15 protein-coding genes are annotated in these 14716 nt (G+C 43.0%); 1 reads left to right on the top strand and 14 read right to left on the bottom strand.

All coding sequences use genetic code 11. The features are described 5' to 3' along the window. Window positions 1–154: 154 nt before the first annotated feature. From DTOX_RS08080 to DTOX_RS08070, 3 genes are all read right to left on the bottom strand, one after another. Window positions 155–793: a nitrite/sulfite reductase domain-containing protein gene (locus DTOX_RS08080; protein WP_015757219.1), complete on the bottom strand. Its 639-nt coding sequence runs from the start codon at window positions 791–793 to the stop codon at window positions 155–157. Between the two features lie 264 nt (window positions 794–1057). Beyond that, window positions 1058–1435: a prenylated flavin chaperone LpdD gene (gene lpdD, locus DTOX_RS08075; RefSeq protein WP_015757218.1), complete on the bottom strand. Its 378-nt coding sequence runs from the start codon at window positions 1433–1435 to the stop codon at window positions 1058–1060. Window positions 1436–1453: 18 nt separating this feature from the next. Next, on the bottom strand, window positions 1454–2614 hold the full coding sequence (locus DTOX_RS08070) for a class I SAM-dependent methyltransferase (protein ID WP_015757217.1): 1161 nt from the start codon (window positions 2612–2614) through the stop codon (window positions 1454–1456). A 101-nt stretch (window positions 2615–2715) separates the two neighbouring features. Between DTOX_RS08070 and DTOX_RS08065 the strand changes: the two genes are divergently transcribed. After that, window positions 2716–2925 carry a DUF1657 domain-containing protein gene (locus DTOX_RS08065; protein ID WP_015757216.1) on the top strand — a complete coding sequence of 70 codons (210 nt, stop codon included), beginning with the start codon at window positions 2716–2718 and terminating at the stop codon, window positions 2923–2925. A 52-nt stretch (window positions 2926–2977) separates the two neighbouring features. Here DTOX_RS08065 and selB read toward each other — a convergent pair whose 3' ends face one another. The 11 genes from selB to DTOX_RS08010 all read right to left on the bottom strand — a co-directional run bounded on the left by selB (window position 2978) and on the right by DTOX_RS08010 (window position 14672). Then, entirely contained in the window at window positions 2978–4912 is a 1935-nt protein-coding gene (gene selB, locus DTOX_RS08060) for a selenocysteine-specific translation elongation factor (RefSeq protein WP_015757215.1), read from the bottom strand. Between the two features lie 22 nt (window positions 4913–4934). Continuing rightward, window positions 4935–6350 carry an L-seryl-tRNA(Sec) selenium transferase gene (gene selA, locus DTOX_RS08055; RefSeq protein ID WP_015757214.1) on the bottom strand — a complete coding sequence of 472 codons (1416 nt, stop codon included), beginning with the start codon at window positions 6348–6350 and terminating at the stop codon, window positions 4935–4937. Between the two features lie 280 nt (window positions 6351–6630). Beyond that, entirely contained in the window at window positions 6631–7707 is a 1077-nt protein-coding gene (gene mqnC / locus DTOX_RS08050; RefSeq protein WP_015757213.1) for a cyclic dehypoxanthinyl futalosine synthase, read from the bottom strand. Beyond that, a complete protein-coding gene (locus DTOX_RS08045) occupies window positions 7691–8542 on the bottom strand; it encodes a menaquinone biosynthetic enzyme MqnA/MqnD family protein (protein ID WP_015757212.1) in 852 nt (283 codons plus the stop codon). The genes mqnC and DTOX_RS08045 overlap by 17 nt, the downstream gene beginning before the upstream one ends. Then, window positions 8542–9645, bottom strand: a complete 1104-nt coding sequence (mqnE, locus tag DTOX_RS08040) for an aminofutalosine synthase MqnE (RefSeq protein WP_015757211.1) — start codon at window positions 9643–9645, stop codon at window positions 8542–8544. The genes DTOX_RS08045 and mqnE overlap by 1 nt, the downstream gene beginning before the upstream one ends. Window positions 9646–9678: 33 nt before the next feature. After that, window positions 9679–10545, bottom strand: a complete 867-nt coding sequence (locus DTOX_RS08035; protein WP_015757210.1) for a UbiA-like polyprenyltransferase — start codon at window positions 10543–10545, stop codon at window positions 9679–9681. A gap of 34 nt (window positions 10546–10579) precedes the next feature. After that, a complete protein-coding gene (locus DTOX_RS08030) occupies window positions 10580–11362 on the bottom strand; it encodes a polyprenyl synthetase family protein (protein ID WP_015757209.1) in 783 nt (260 codons plus the stop codon). 352 nt (window positions 11363–11714) lie between these two features. After that, window positions 11715–12095 (bottom strand): adenosylmethionine decarboxylase, encoded by a 381-nt coding sequence (speD, locus tag DTOX_RS08025; RefSeq protein WP_015757208.1) that lies wholly within the window; start codon window positions 12093–12095, stop codon window positions 11715–11717. Window positions 12096–12270: 175 nt separating this feature from the next. Further along, window positions 12271–13026, bottom strand: coding sequence for a fumarylacetoacetate hydrolase family protein (locus DTOX_RS08020; RefSeq protein ID WP_015757207.1), 756 nt, complete (start codon window positions 13024–13026; stop codon window positions 12271–12273). Window positions 13027–13164: 138 nt separating this feature from the next. Next, window positions 13165–14253 (bottom strand): glycosyltransferase family 4 protein, encoded by a 1089-nt coding sequence (locus DTOX_RS08015; RefSeq protein WP_083773397.1) that lies wholly within the window; start codon window positions 14251–14253, stop codon window positions 13165–13167. 230 nt (window positions 14254–14483) lie between these two features. Beyond that, window positions 14484–14672: a ferredoxin gene (locus DTOX_RS08010; RefSeq protein ID WP_015757205.1), complete on the bottom strand. Its 189-nt coding sequence runs from the start codon at window positions 14670–14672 to the stop codon at window positions 14484–14486. Window positions 14673–14716: the final 44 nt, after the last annotated feature.

Here is a 14716-nt window from a genome sequence, read left to right as displayed (position 1 = left end):
TTAAAAACCGGCAGTAAAATGAGAGCGTCGAAAAATCTCTTTTTAAAATCCATATTAAAGTAAAAAGCGACTGCTAACCCAATGTTTCAAGGGTTTACCAGTCACCTTTCAGAAGTAAAATATAGTTTCTCAACAGCACTAAATGCTTTTGTTTCTATAAATCTTGTGGCGGAATAAATTTTTCCAAACCAACTCGCTCAATAGTATTGCAAAACTTTTCTTTTGGTTCAGCCTCTTTTTTATAAGCTTCAAAAATAAAGCTTATAGCGGCCTCAACTTTATCTTCCGGCACACCGGCTGCAACTTTTTTTGCATGCTGCGGTTTTATTGTACCGCCTTTACCGCCGACAAATAAGTCATAGCTGCCTTTACCAGTAGCAATTATACCTAAATCAGCACAGTAAGGATCCGTACAGCCTTTTGGACAACCGGCAATAGCAATCTTAAAATGCTTGGGAGTGGGCATTGCAACATATTTTTCATATAAGGGCATACCCAATTTGAAAACATTGTTCACAGTAGTTGTGCACAAGTCATCATTTCCCGCACAAACTTTTATATTTTTAATAACCGGACCGGCACCATCCTTAAAACCTATATCTTTTAACTTTTCTCTAAAAAGTGGTGCTTTGGCCTCTTCCATTACAACCAGCATAGTTTGCCTGGTAGTAATCTTGGTGGTATAAACACCGGTTTCTTTAACCAACTCCCCCAGAGCTACCAACTGTTCGGGTGTGATCTGACCGCAGGGAAAAGCAACATCTACAGCAAATAAATTATTATTTTGTTTCATTAAATCACATAACTCCTTTCCTTTATTTAACGAACTAATATACTAATGAATAAGACTTCAATAAACAATCACAAATTCCTGCTAAATATTTGCTAAATATTTTGAAATATTGTTAATTAATTTCGCCATACTCGTTGGAAATTATGCTCATGATGGAGACATGGATAAGATAAGTCCAGTAGCGCATAATTTCTAACGAAATTCCCATGCTGCGGTGCAGCACTGCGGAGAATGAAAATGGTACTGCGGCTGCTCGAAATTCGCTTAAGAGACTTGCCTGATAAATAGCCTGGCTGCCTGGTAGCAGTTGTCCACTAAGATTTTTATATCTGCCTGAGTGGCATTGTCAATATGTATACCGGCTACCAGGGCTACTGTTTGCCGCAAAGCCCCGGCAATTTCTTCGGCTATGGGCCTGGCTATCTCGTCCTCCCGGTGGCCTAGCCTGGGTACAACCGTACTGTTGCATTTAGCCTTTTCTTGATTAAGAGAGTCCGGTCGGATAACTGACAGGACAACTGCCCCGACATGGGGTTTTTCTCCCCCCAGCAGTTGTATAATCAAACCGTCAGCCGTTACTGTAGCAAGCAGGCAAACTGTGTGTTTTCCATTACCGGCTTTAACTTCAATTTGTTTAAACAATTTTTCACCTTCTGTATATCATCTTATCGAAAGTTTCCTTAGCCCTATTAACTCCGGTTCTGCCGGCAAACCCTTATGCTGGATTAAAACCTTGAAATAACGTCCCATCCCTTCCGGCATAATAAGCTGCTTAATGGCTAAAGTAGTATGCAGCTTTTTTTCATTGAAACTGTAATCGTCAGAAGTTTTAAGAATATCTAAAATACCGGCATTGAGCAAAAAGTCCGACTGGGTAACCAGACCGGCCATATTAAGACCCGCCTCCTTACCCCAAATTTCCAAAGCAGAAAAGTTTACATTAGCGGTAATATCCTGCTCACCAATATACTGGTAAGGATCATCGTTTAAGGTATGCCGCCGAAAACATCTTAACGTTCCGTCAAAACGGGCCCTGTTATATAAATTGTCCGAGGTTAAGCCGTAATCAATAGTAATTATATAACCTTTCTCCAGGCACTCCGCCTGATTTTTCAACCACTTAATAGCAGCCAGATTTACTTCAGCCGTCTGACCGGTTTTCAAAGCCACCCGCTGTTTGGCGAAATAATCCTGCAGCAACTTTTCTGAGAGCAAACCCTCAACTTCAACAAATCGGTTATCCCGATAATCTACATATATTTCTTTTAAACCGTCCTCACGCATTCTCACCCTGTGCACAGGAAAAGCATCAATCAATTCATTGGAAAATATGCAGCCTGTTATTCTATTTCCCTGAAGTTCCAGTATTTGAGCAGGACTGTCTGCCCAGCTAACCTTACCGGGTGGCAGGTTCAACCCGGACAAAATTGCCTGCTGTTTTTCTCTGAAGTCAGGGCTGACATCAATTATCCAATAGGTTAGGGCAGCATAGCAGTCTGGATATTGCTGTTGCAGTTGATTTAGAAAATCATACGCCAGTTTTCCCTTTCCCGCACCATACTCGATAAACTGCCAGACCGGAGGATGACCCAGAATCGCCCACATCTGCGCCGCCTGGCGGGCAATCATCCCGGCAAACAGGGCATGCACATCGGAACTTGTATAGTAATCACCTTTTCGCCCGATTTTTTCTCTGACTGAAGCATAATAACCCAGTTCAGGATAATATAAGGCCATCTCCATAAAGCGAGCAAAGGTTACCGGGCCTTCCAGTTCAATAAAAGATTTAATAATTCCTGTAAGGGATGCAGCACCTGTCATAATCAGCCTCCTGTTTTATCCATAATTTAGTTCAAATAAAAAACTCAAGCCAGAGAAAAAATAGAATCAAACAAAAAAATATTTTGAAAGGGGTTATTCAAATGACTGTCGGTGAAAAAATGCACCTGACACTGGCCAGCTTGGAAAGTGCCAAAGCAACACTGGAAACCTTTGCCTTGGAAACTCAGGATAAAAATGCCCAGAAACAATTTAATGACTATGCAACCCAGCTGGAAAGCATTACCCAGGGTCTCAAAGGCAGGGTCAATTACATTGAACAACAAGAACCGCAATACAAGGTAAAACAATAAAGCGTGAAAAAGTTATTGTAGATAAGGGCATGAGAACTTAAGCATGCCCTTATTAATTTTCAGGTTTTATTCCTGAATCAAGCTCTTTCCCTATAACCCGCAGGTCCCCGATTCGTCTGGTAAACCTATGGCGATCAAAATATTCGAGCAAGGGCATGGCATATTTTCTGGATGTAGTCAACAAATCCCTTATTTCACCGATAGATATTTCCTCTTTATTTTTGAAGTAATCTGACAACATCTGCCTGCCCTTATTCAAAATATCTCGATGAAAATACATATCATCAGCTATTTTAATCAGGCTGCCCTGACGCAATAAATACTGGAGTAACTCCTGCTTCAATTCATTTATAATTTTGAGTTCTGTGGCCAGTTGCTCCCAACCGGGTGGTTGAAATTGTGCCTGAATGAAGGTCTTTTCAATCAGTTCCAACATTTTTTGCTGCTCAGCATCAGGCTGTATTTCATAAGCAAAAGTAGCAACGGTTTGCGGCTGTATTTTAATAATCTGATCATTTTTTAACTCAGTTAATATTAGTTGAAATATTTTGGGATTTAGATTTTTGAACTTGCGGGAACGCAGCTCTTCTTTCGGGTAGCCTTCCCTTAATGGAAATTCACGGTGAAACTGGCTCAATAGTTTTTGTATATCTAGAGTCCAGCTTTGATATCTATAAACAGAGACAACATAACCGCTTTTTTCATCGATAAATTTTACTCTTTGTTTATTCTTTAACTCCGTAAGTGCTTCTTTAACCTGTATTTCACTCAAACCCGTAGCTTTGACTAATTCATTTATATGCGCAGGAATAAATATTCCGGCCAGATACTGTTCAATTATTTCATCTGGAGTGCCTCTCTCCAGAATCACCATCCTGTCGATTATTTCTTGACGGTAGCGCTTGTGTTTGGATGCCGTTGCATCTATAATCGTTCCACCGCCTATAGTATGCATGGGCGAATAGGATCTGACTACAAAGCGGTCGCCCTTGGCTGTGGCTACAGCTTCTTCCAACTGTATTTGTCCATAAGCCCATTCACCTGGTTTTAATTCTTCACGGTCAAAGTAGATAATCCGGCCAAGTACTTCAATAGTACCGGTATATAATCTAATCCTCGACCTGTGTTTCAGTTCTTTGCCTGCGTCCTTTAGTAACATAAATCGCACATCTAACCGGAAGGAGGCTGTAAGGGTTTCGGACAGGGCCAGAACATTGCCCCGACTGATTTGCTCAACTTCCAGACCACTTAAATTAACCGCCACCCTCTGGCCCGCCCTGGCCAAATCCACACTTTTACCGTGCACCTGCAGGGACCTCACTCTGGCTTTTAATTCTTCCGGAAATACTTCAATCTCGTCGCCAACTTTCAGTTGGCCTGAAACCATTGTTCCGGTAACAACTGTACCAAAACCTGTTATGGAAAATATCCGATCGATGGGTAACCTTGGCTGACCGGCAGTTGACTTTTCTTTAGCTACTTCAGCCAAAATATTAATTTGCTCCAGTAATTCCTGAATATTATATCCGGTAGCAGCCGACACTTTAACTATTGGTACATCCTTTAACACAGTGTCACTTATAAAATCCTTAATCTCTTCCTGGACAAGTTCCAACCAGTCTTCTTCAACCAAATCTGTCTTGGTGATAACAACTATGCCTTGGTTGATATGCAGGAGGCGAATAATGTCCAGGTGTTCCCGGGTTTGCGGCATTACTCCTTCGTCAGCGGCAATTATTAACAGTACAATATCTATGCCACTGGCACCTGCCAGCATGGTTTTAATAAATCTCTCATGCCCCGGCACATCAACAATGGCAGCGTGGCGCCCACCGGGTAAAGTCAGAGAGGCAAAGCCGAGTTCAATGGAGATGCCTCTTTCTTTTTCTTCTTTCAGCCTGTCCGTATCAATCCCGGTCAGTGCCTTGACCAGCATTGTCTTGCCATGGTCCACGTGGCCGGCCGTGCCGATAATAAGGTGCTTCAAGGCTTACCCCTCCCCTCATAGCCTAACTGCTTGCCTGCAGACATTTTACAACCGCTTCAACCAGCAGCTCTTCTTCCCCGTCCAAAACGGTACGAGGATCAAGCAGCAGCCTGTTATCCTGCACCCGGCCGATTACTGCCGGGGTATAACGCCGCAATCTGGACGTAAACTCATCCAGGGATATATGCCGCGGCGATATGGAGACAATTGTTGTGGGCAACTCAGTAATAGGCATAGCACCGCCGCCTACCCGGGAAAAATCTTTTTCAACAGTTACCCTGGCAAGTTCTCCAACCAAAGGAGTAATTTTTTCGACTAATACATCCGCTTTGTATTCCAACTCTCCGGGCAGGGCGGTCAGCATACGCAATGTCGGAATTTTTTGCAGGGCTGCCTTAGGATCCAGGTAATCCCTCAAAGTAGCTTCCAGTGATGCTACTGTAAATTTATCAATTCTCACCGCTCTGGTTAATGGGTTCTTTTTCATCAGATCAATATATTTTTTCTTGCCTACTATGATTCCGGCCTGCGGTCCTCCCAATAGCTTGTCTCCGCTGAAAGTCACTACATCCGCTCCCCCACGGACTACCTCCTGCACCGTTGGCTCCGGCGGCAGTCCAAAACGGCTTAAATCCACCAAAAAGCCACTGCCCAGATCAGACATAACCGGAAGATCATAATCCCGACCGACCTCCACCATTTCTTCTATAGTAGTCTCTCTAGTAAAACCCAATATACGGTAATTGCTTGTATGTACCTGAAGCAGCAATCCCGTGTTTTCACTCACTGCCCGGCGATAATCTTCAGGATAGGTTTTATTGGTAGTGCCTACTTCTACCAAAATGGCACCGCTTTGCGCCATCACATCCGGGATTCGAAAGGAACCTCCTATCTCCACCAACTGACCTCGGGAAACGATAACTTCTTTATTGCGTGCAAGGGTACCCAGTGCCAGCAGTACAGCAGAGGCGTTATTGTTCACCACCAGTGCAGCCTCCGCTCCTGTTAGTCCGGTTAAAATACCCTCAACGGCGGAATAGCGTGAACCACGCTTGCCTGTAGTCAAATCCAATTCAAGATTAGCATAGCCATTGGCTATGGTTTGCACTGCGCGCCTGGCGTTTTCACTCAATATAGCCCGCCCCAGATTTGTGTGCAGTACCACACCGGTAGCGTTTATTACCGGCCTTAAATTATACCGGCAAGCCACCTCAAGATTGACCTCAGACATTTCAACTATTTCCCGTAAGACTGTTTCTTTGCTGTCTTCACAGGGCAGGCCTTTTATTATTCTTTCGCGATAACTCTCCACCGTTCTTCTTACCACTTCAACAATTAGATTATGTGGTATTTTAACTTGCCTGTCGTCCAACACTTTTAACACTTCATCCACTGATGGCAGCAGGCGAAATTTTTCTATCAGTGCCTGGTTATTCATTATGCTTCACATCCTGTTATCTACATCAATACAACATTATATGGCAGATTTAGCCACATGGCAAGCCAGAACTCAAATAAAGATCTGTAATACTCAATCAAAACTCCAGTAAGCCTAAAATATTAAAGACATAGTCTATGGCAGTGGTTCACATTGCCTGAATACTAAGATTTTTACTAAAAATAAACCCCTGTCAGCCATCAGACGGGGGTTTGTCAAAGCATACTATAGCACCTGTTAATAAAGAACTTGCAGTGCTTAACATGACTAAACAAAGCTTCTAAAACATCCTAAGCACCCTATAGTCAGTTGTGCGCTGCGCAGGCGTGAAGCCGGCATTTTTTATGCAGTGAATAATCTCCCGCAAGGCTATACGGTAAGTTACACCGGCCGCCCGCACAACATTTTCCTCCAGCATGGTGCTGCCGAAATCATTAGCTCCAAAGCTTAAAGCAACCTGAGCTATTTTGGCGCCCTGAGTGACCCAGGAAGCCTGGATATTAGGAACGTTATCAATAACCAGGCGGGCTACAGCCAGCGTTTTCAGATACTCCACCCCACTGGCTGCCGGCATGCTTAACTGTGTATTTTTGGGTTGAAAACTCCAGGGTATGAAAGCAGTAAAGCCCCCAGTCTGATCCTGAGCTTCTCTCACCCTGATCATGTGCAGTACTCTTTCTTCGTTCGTTTCCACATGGCCGAACATCATCGTAGCGGTAGTTTTCATGCCGATACTGTGAGCGGTCAACATAACCTTCATCCAGTCCTGCCAGCCAATCTTTTCCGGGCTGATTTGGCCGCGCACTCGGTCAACCAGTATTTCGGCTCCGCCGCCGGGCAGAGAGTCCAAACCTGCGGCCCGGAGTTTTTCCAGCACTTCCTTAATTGACAGTCCGGAGCCTTTTACCATGTGCATAACTTCCGGAGGAGAAAAGGAATGTATATGAATATCAAAATTGCTCTTGATATAACGCAGCATATCCAGATAATAATCAAGTGTTAAATCAGGGTGCAAACCACCTTGTATTAAAAGTTCGGTGCCACCTGCGTCCACTGTCTCCGCAATTTTTTCATATAATTCTTGCCAGCCGATTATGTAAGCATCCGGTGCATTTTGATCTCGATAAAAAGCACAAAACCTGCAGCGTGACAGGCAAACATTGGTATAATTAATATTTCTGTCTATTACAAAAGTTACCTGCCGTTCCGGGTGCAAGCGCTGCCGAATAATATCCGCAGCCTGACCCAAAGCAAGCAGGTCATTTGTTTCCATGAGGGCAGTACCCTCCTCTAAGCTAAGCCTGCCACCGGCTATTGCTTTTTTTAGCAGCGGAAAAATATTACTCAAGATCTTCACTCCATATCTCCAGTTGTACGCGATCCTCAATAACCCCGCTCTTATAAGCATAATTATAGAATGTTAAAAGGGCATGCTGGTATTCATCACTGAACTCGTGTTTGATTACATTAAGGAAATAATCCTCTAAAACTGCTATGGGCAACGGGCAACGCCGTTTGGCTTTGCCGATAATAGCCGGCATACTGTCCAAACCAATTAACTTAGAAGCATATAAAAGCTTGGCAATACGTGAAACCTCTTCCGGGTAAGCCGCGGCAAATTCACGCCTGATAACCCAGAGGGCGTAAACCATTCTCTCGCCTGTTAACAATTTCCACGCCTCACCTAAATCACTGACTGTCAGAGGCAGTTTCTCCTGCAACACACGGTGATGGGCCAGCATAGCGTCATCACCTATTAACAGTGCTGCATCAGCCCTAGTCAACATTTCATCTAAATCCGGCTCTGTTGTAATAAATTCCACATCCACATGGTAATAATGCTCGAACAGCACTTTTAACAAGACTACGGAAGTTGCTGATGAAGAAGTTACGCAAACTTTTTTTCCATCCAATTCGGTAACCGGCAGTCTGCTGAATAACAGTATACTTTCCACTCGACCGTCCGAACTTATGGACATATGCGGCAATATTATACATTTCTCTTTATTCCTGGCGTATTCAATGGAAGATATGGGCGTAATATCTAGTTCACCTGATAAAAACAGGCGATTTAATTGGGTCGGCGGGCCTTTGATTAATTTAACATCTAAAGGGGACAGGCCCTCTTCCAGGGCATAGTAGACCGGCAAACAATTCAGATAGTCAACTTGCCCTAAGTGAAGCTTAGACACTAGAAACCCTCCCTAATGGTGTTGTACAGGGTGTCCCGCTCTACCGGAATTCTCCCGGCCGCCTTTATCATATTAATCAAATTTTTTTTGGACATATATTGTTCCGTGTCTGCTCCGGCGTCATGAGCTATTTGTTCCTCAACCACTGTACCATCTAAATCATCTACCCCAAAGGCCAGTGAAACTTGAGCCAGTTTAGGCCCGATCATCAGCCAGTATGCTTTAATATGGTCGAAGTTATCCAGTAATAATCTGGAGACTGCTAATACCTTTAAATCATCGTATCCTGTTGACCTGGCTAAACCCATGGCTTCCATAGGAGTGTTCTTAGGATGAAAAGCAAGTGGTATAAAGGTTAAAAAACCTCCTGTACTGTCTTGTAAATCGCGAAGTTTGATTAAATGATCCACTCTTTCCTCAATAGTCTCAACATGACCGTACAACATAGTGGCGTTGGTTCTCATGCCTATGCCGTGCGCTGCTTCGTGGACTGCCAGCCAGTGCTCCCCGCTAATTTTTTTCTCACACACGAGGTCTCGAACTCTCGGAGCAAATACTTCTGCCCCCCCGCCCGGAAGTGAATCCAACCCCGCCTCTTTTAGTGTAATCAAGACTTCCTGCAGGGACATATTATGCTGCTCGGCCAGATAGGCAACCTCAACAGCAGTAAAAGATTGAATAATAACCCCCGGCAATACTCGCTTTACTCTCTTTAATGCTTCCACATAATAATCCAGTTTTAAGTCAGGGTTCAAACCGCCGACGATATGGATCTCAGAAATATTTTCATTCCGGGAAGCCAGCGCCTTGGCTTCTATTTCATCCAGTGACAAGACATAGGCACCTTTATCCCCGGCATCCCTGCCAAAAGCGCAAAACTTACACCTATTGGCACATATATTAGTATGATTAATATGGCGGTTAACAATGAAATGCACCCTGTCACCATTCTTTTGACGGCAGATATGACTGGCCAGATAGCCTATGGTTAATATATCCGGTGACTTTAAAAGCCTCACCCCATCATTAAAAGAAAGCCTTTTACCTGTCAATACTCTTTCTGCAATATCCTCTAAACCCGATTTAAGAAATAGCCCTTCCATCCGGCGTCTCCCCTCGAACCGGTGCTGCTTTATCTACAAAGGGTAAGGGAACATAATATCCAGTAAGGTAAAGCTGAACATAACCATACTCAATGTTCCGTTTAAATTCATAAAAGCCACACCTGCTCTGGACAAGTCATGCGGCTTAACCAGTGAATGTTCATAAAAAAGAATTACAACTGCAATTAGCCCTCCCAGTAAATAAAACACACCCAGGTTCATTATTAATGCCACGCTCAAGAAAAGCAGCGAGGCCAATACGTGAAAAATTGAAGAAATCTGCAAAGCCTTTTTAATGCCAAACCGGGCAGGGATTGAATAAATACCTGCCTTAAGATCAAAATTATAATCATCACAGGCGTAAATTATATCAAAGCCTGCTACCCAAAACATTACCCCCAGACCTAAGAGTACCGGTGCCAGACTTAAGCTGTTGCTAATCGCAATCCAGCTGCCCAGTGGTGCCAGACCCAAAGCTATGCCAAGGAAAATATGACAGGTCCAGGAAAAGCGTTTAACATAGGAGTATATTGACAAAAAGAAAACTGCTACCGGGAACAGCTTTAAAGCCAAAGGACTTAACTGATAGGCAGCAACTAACAGCAAACCGAAAGACAGTAACGCATACAGCCACACTTCTGCGGCTGACAATAAGCCTTTGGGCAGAGCACGTACAGCCGTACGCGGGTTTACAGCATCAATATGGCGATCTATAACTCTGTTTAAGGACATAGCCGCAGTGCGGGCACCGACCATGGCCAGAGTTATCCAGATAAAATTATGCCAACTGGGAAAGCTCTTGTTCACCAATATAGCTCCTACATAGGCAAAGGGTAAGGCAAATATGGTATGTTCAAATTTAATCATTTCCAAAAATATTTTAAATTTATTTAATACCATTTTTCTGTCACTTCCCGGTTTATAATAAAAAACATTAAACGACCATGCGCTGAACCGCAATTTTTTGTACCAAAAATAAATTAACCAGTTCCTCTAAGGATTCGCGGGCCTGACATTTATTAAACAAGCTCAATTCTCCCAGTGCCAGGTTTAAATAATGCACTACCTGGTCAAAAGGCATCCCATTTTCCAATAGCCCATAGGCCATACCAAAATTTTTCCCGAACTTGTAAAGCGCTAAACATTCACTGGAACCAGCCTCGGCCGATTCAGCAGCCAGACTACAGCAACCGGCAAAAAGCTCCGCTGTTTCTCTGCGAACTACATCCCTGGCTACAACCTGGGATTTCACCTTTGAGTTTATTTCTTTTTGACGCAACAATCCGCCTTCATTAATCTGACAGATAATCTCTGAAAGAGGTTTTAAGAAATTTACGATACCATAATCGCAAAGAGTAGTAAAAAATTTACCATATAAATAATCGCCCACCAATACCGGGAACTGGCTGCCATCTCTGGGATCATGCTCCTGGCCCGGTATTTGAGCGGTGCTTTGTTCATTAACATCAACATGTACCTGAGCAGCCATATGAATAAATTGACAAACAGCTGCTAAAGCCAAAGTTTTTTCACTTAATCTTCCGAACATGCGCCCCGAGAAAATAACCAGGGCCGGGCGAATTGCATAATCTATAACTGAATGTTTTAGGTGAGCAAAAGAACTGATATGACCCGCCTTGATAACCAGTTCCCGTTCGATCTTTTGATAAACATTTTCCAATTCTTTCTTTATTGAACTAAATACTTGATTGACCATGTTGTTCCCCCTTGTCAATCCCTTGTCCTTAATCATGTATATATTCGTTACGCCTCTCTAATTTCCTTCCTGGTCATAAATATTTGCTTATTAGAGGAGAAGATACTTTCAACCCTTATTGATTTGCCAAGCAGACATCTCTCGCCGAAAATCATATTAACAAATTTCATTATTAAAAACAAGTCTTAGTTAATATTACCGGACGGCAGCTTATACACAAATTCAGCATTAAAATTAAGATTGTAAAAAATATGCCGTAAAAAATTATAAGCCTTGCACACCTGTCGGATCATGCAAGGCTTACACTAACCTTTCTGTTTTCTTCGTCGGTGGGTACTAATAAAAATCCCTCCTACATATTAACAGCAACCCTGTGAGGTGTTACTGGATGAATGCCGCGTTTTGTTTCCTTGGCAGTCATTTGTTTGGCACTGAAATTTGTTGTCAGGTAGTTGCAGGCATCCCATGGGTCTACTTTTTCACCACAAGTAAAAACGTCAACCGCTGCGTAGCCTAACTCCGGCCAAGTATGAATTGCTAAATGCGACTCCGAAATCACAACTACCCCGCTGACACCTTGTGGACTGAATTTATGAAAAACGCATTCGCGAACCTCAGCACCCGCTTCTAATGCAGCATTAACCATAATTTCTTCCACCTTTTTAATATCATTCAGGATTTCGAAATCACAACCGTAAATCTCAGCCAGTACGTGGCGGCCTAATGGTTTCATCTACGTTATCTCCTCCTTTGGGTTCATAAAAAGAGCAATTGATCCCTTAAAAATGTTAAGCCCGGATTACAATCAAATTAAATTTTAGCATATAAAATTAGATTGTCAACAATATTTTTAGGATATTTGCGGAATGTACTGTTTATATAGGTAATGCTGCGTTTAAGGCATTTTTTTATACAACCTGGTTTTCCAGTGTTCCTATTCCTTGAATTTCTATCCGTACAGAATCTCCTGGCAGCATAGCTCCGATACCTGAGGGTGTTCCGGTCATAATGATGTCACCCGGATTTAAAGTCATTACCTGAGTAATAAAACTAACCAGTTTATCTATGCCAAAAATAAAATGCCCGGTATTTGAATTCTGCTTTAGCTGGCCGTTTAAATACAATTTTATATCCAGATTAGCCGGATCCAGTTCCGTATTAACATAAGGACCAATGGGAGCAAAAGTATCAAAGGATTTAGCCCTGGTCCACTGCCCGTCCCTTTTTTGCAAATCCCTGGCAGTTACATCGTTGGCACAGGTATATCCTAATATATGTTCAAAAACCTGTTGCGGCTTCAACCTGCGAGCAGTTTTTTTCATAACCACGGCCAGTTCTGCTTCGTAGTCCACCTGTTTTGACATGGAAGGATAAATTATATTTTCACATGGACCGATGACAGAAGAAGGGGGCTTCATGAAGAGAACAGGTTCCTCTGGATAAGTAAAACCCATCTCATCGGCGTGATCACGGTAATTTAACCCGGCGCAGATGATTTTACCCGGTTGACAGGGAGCCAGGACTTTTAGCTCTGATAAATTAAAACCATATTGGTCCGGGCTGCAAAACTCCGCTTGAAAAATAGTGCCGTGAATAGGATATACAACGTCTCCTTGAACTATTCCCACGAACTCCCTTCCGTTCCAAAAGCGCCCCAGCAACATTTTCATTCCTCCATTTATTAATGTATTTTTCTTATACTTCAGGAAATTATGCTTACGATGGATTTGCGGATAAGTTTAAAGTCAGTACCCCCCATAATTCCCAACGGGTATAATTGCCTGTGGCTGCTGGAAAGTCGCTTAAAACGATTTTCCAGCCAGCGCTTCTCTGTATAGCTCTGCCACCCGGCTGCCCATGGCTGAGGCAGAATAATTTAGCTCCACCTGTTGGCGAGCGGCCATACCCATTGAACTGGCCTTTTCTTCGTTGTTGAGCAGTTCGGAAACTGCCTTGGCCAAAGCCTTCTCATCCCGCGAAGGAACAAGTATACCTGTCACTCCCTCCCTAACTATCTCCGGGATACCCCCGACACGGGATGCCACAACAGGCAGGCTGGAAGCCATAGCTTCCAAAATGGCTATGGATAGCCCCTCGGTAACAGAAGGCATAACAAATACATCAAGCGCTGCCAGCAAATTGGGTATATCATTTCTAGCCCCGGTGAATATAACTGCTTCCTGCAAGTTAAGCTGTTTGGCCAGTGACTCCAGCTCTTCACGCAACGGGCCGTCGCCTGTGATAACAAACCGAACCCCTTTTTCTGAAATATGAGGTATGGCCTTAATCAGGTAACTGACACCTTTCTGCGCCGACAATCTGGCTACCGTACCGACAAGCTTGCCCTCCGGCGGCAGTCCCAATTCCCGCCGCAATTGTTTTTTATTCTGGACAAAGTAAAATTGCCCGGTTTCAATCCCATTATATACGGTCACAGGCAACTGAGGTGATAATCCTGTTCGATCGATAATTTCCTGACGCAAAGCATCGGATACAGAAATAATTCTGTCTGTATATTGAGCCAGCTTTTTTTCTACCCGGGCCATAGCAGCTAATTTTAAATTATGCCAGTCAGAGTAAAATATAGAATTATGTACAGTATAAAAAATTAACGGGGTTTTGGCCAATCTGGCTGCAATCCTTCCGACTAATGCCGCTTTGGAACCGTGAGCATGCATAATGCAAATATTTCTACTTTTCAGTATATCCTTTAACCTCATTATACATTTAGAATCTGTTATTGGTGACAAATTTCCTTTTAAAGGTATATCTATGACTTCAGCGGCAATTTTAGAAAATACGCCGGCCAGTTCTCCCCCAGGACAAGCTACAATATTTTCCAATTGATCCTTATCCAAGTGTTTTAACAGGGAGAACAGGTGATTTTTCATACCTCCTTCTGCTGGTCTTAGCACATGTAGTATTCTTGGTTTTACCAATATAAATACCTTCTTCCTAGCCGAATGGATTAAACAAGTATTATATTCTAACCATGAAGAAAATTTCCTTCTTTACTTCATTAAAATAAAGACACGATAGCTCTCTCATCTCTTGAGACAGTTATCGTGTCGTAAGCATTATTATTTTTTACCCTCTGCTCCGATAATTAAGGAAAAGCATATTACAGTTCTTTAATGGCACTGGTAGGACAGCTTTCAACAGCTTCTTTGGCCTGCTCTTCAACGTCTCCCGGCACCTCATTTACCTTAGCGTGTGCTTTATCATCTTCGTTCCACTCAAATGTTTCAGGACAGATGTCGATACAGGCACCACAACTGATGCATAAATCTTGATCTACTGACACTTTCATTTTTTTACACCCCCTCATATATTTAAGCTTCTATAGTTTGGCTG

Source organism: Desulfofarcimen acetoxidans DSM 771, from assembly GCF_000024205.1.
Classification (GTDB): domain Bacteria; phylum Bacillota; class Desulfotomaculia; order Desulfotomaculales; family Desulfofarciminaceae; genus Desulfofarcimen; species Desulfofarcimen acetoxidans.
The sequence above is the reverse complement of the archived record's forward strand: the minus strand, read 5'-3'. Positions and strand labels throughout refer to the sequence as shown.

Excerpts from the sequence above, each read along its gene's own strand:
- DTOX_RS08080 (WP_015757219.1), bottom strand. The coding sequence starts at position 793 with ATGAAACAAAATAATAATTTATTTGCTGTAGATGTTGCTTTTCCCTGC.
- DTOX_RS08070 (WP_015757217.1), bottom strand. The coding sequence starts at position 2,614 with ATGACAGGTGCTGCATCCCTTACAGGAATTATTAAATCTTTTATTGAA.
- DTOX_RS08065 (WP_015757216.1), top strand. The coding sequence starts at position 2,716 with ATGACTGTCGGTGAAAAAATGCACCTGACACTGGCCAGCTTGGAAAGT.
- selA (WP_015757214.1), bottom strand. The coding sequence starts at position 6,350 with ATGAATAACCAGGCACTGATAGAAAAATTTCGCCTGCTGCCATCAGTG.
- mqnE (WP_015757211.1), bottom strand. The coding sequence starts at position 9,645 with ATGGAAGGGCTATTTCTTAAATCGGGTTTAGAGGATATTGCAGAAAGA.
- DTOX_RS08035 (WP_015757210.1), bottom strand. The coding sequence starts at position 10,545 with ATGGTATTAAATAAATTTAAAATATTTTTGGAAATGATTAAATTTGAA.
- DTOX_RS08030 (WP_015757209.1), bottom strand. The coding sequence starts at position 11,362 with ATGGTCAATCAAGTATTTAGTTCAATAAAGAAAGAATTGGAAAATGTT.
- speD (WP_015757208.1), bottom strand. The coding sequence starts at position 12,095 with ATGAAACCATTAGGCCGCCACGTACTGGCTGAGATTTACGGTTGTGAT.
- DTOX_RS08020 (WP_015757207.1), bottom strand. The coding sequence starts at position 13,026 with ATGTTGCTGGGGCGCTTTTGGAACGGAAGGGAGTTCGTGGGAATAGTT.
- DTOX_RS08015 (WP_083773397.1), bottom strand. The coding sequence starts at position 14,253 with ATGAAAAATCACCTGTTCTCCCTGTTAAAACACTTGGATAAGGATCAA.
- DTOX_RS08010 (WP_015757205.1), bottom strand. The coding sequence starts at position 14,672 with ATGAAAGTGTCAGTAGATCAAGATTTATGCATCAGTTGTGGTGCCTGT.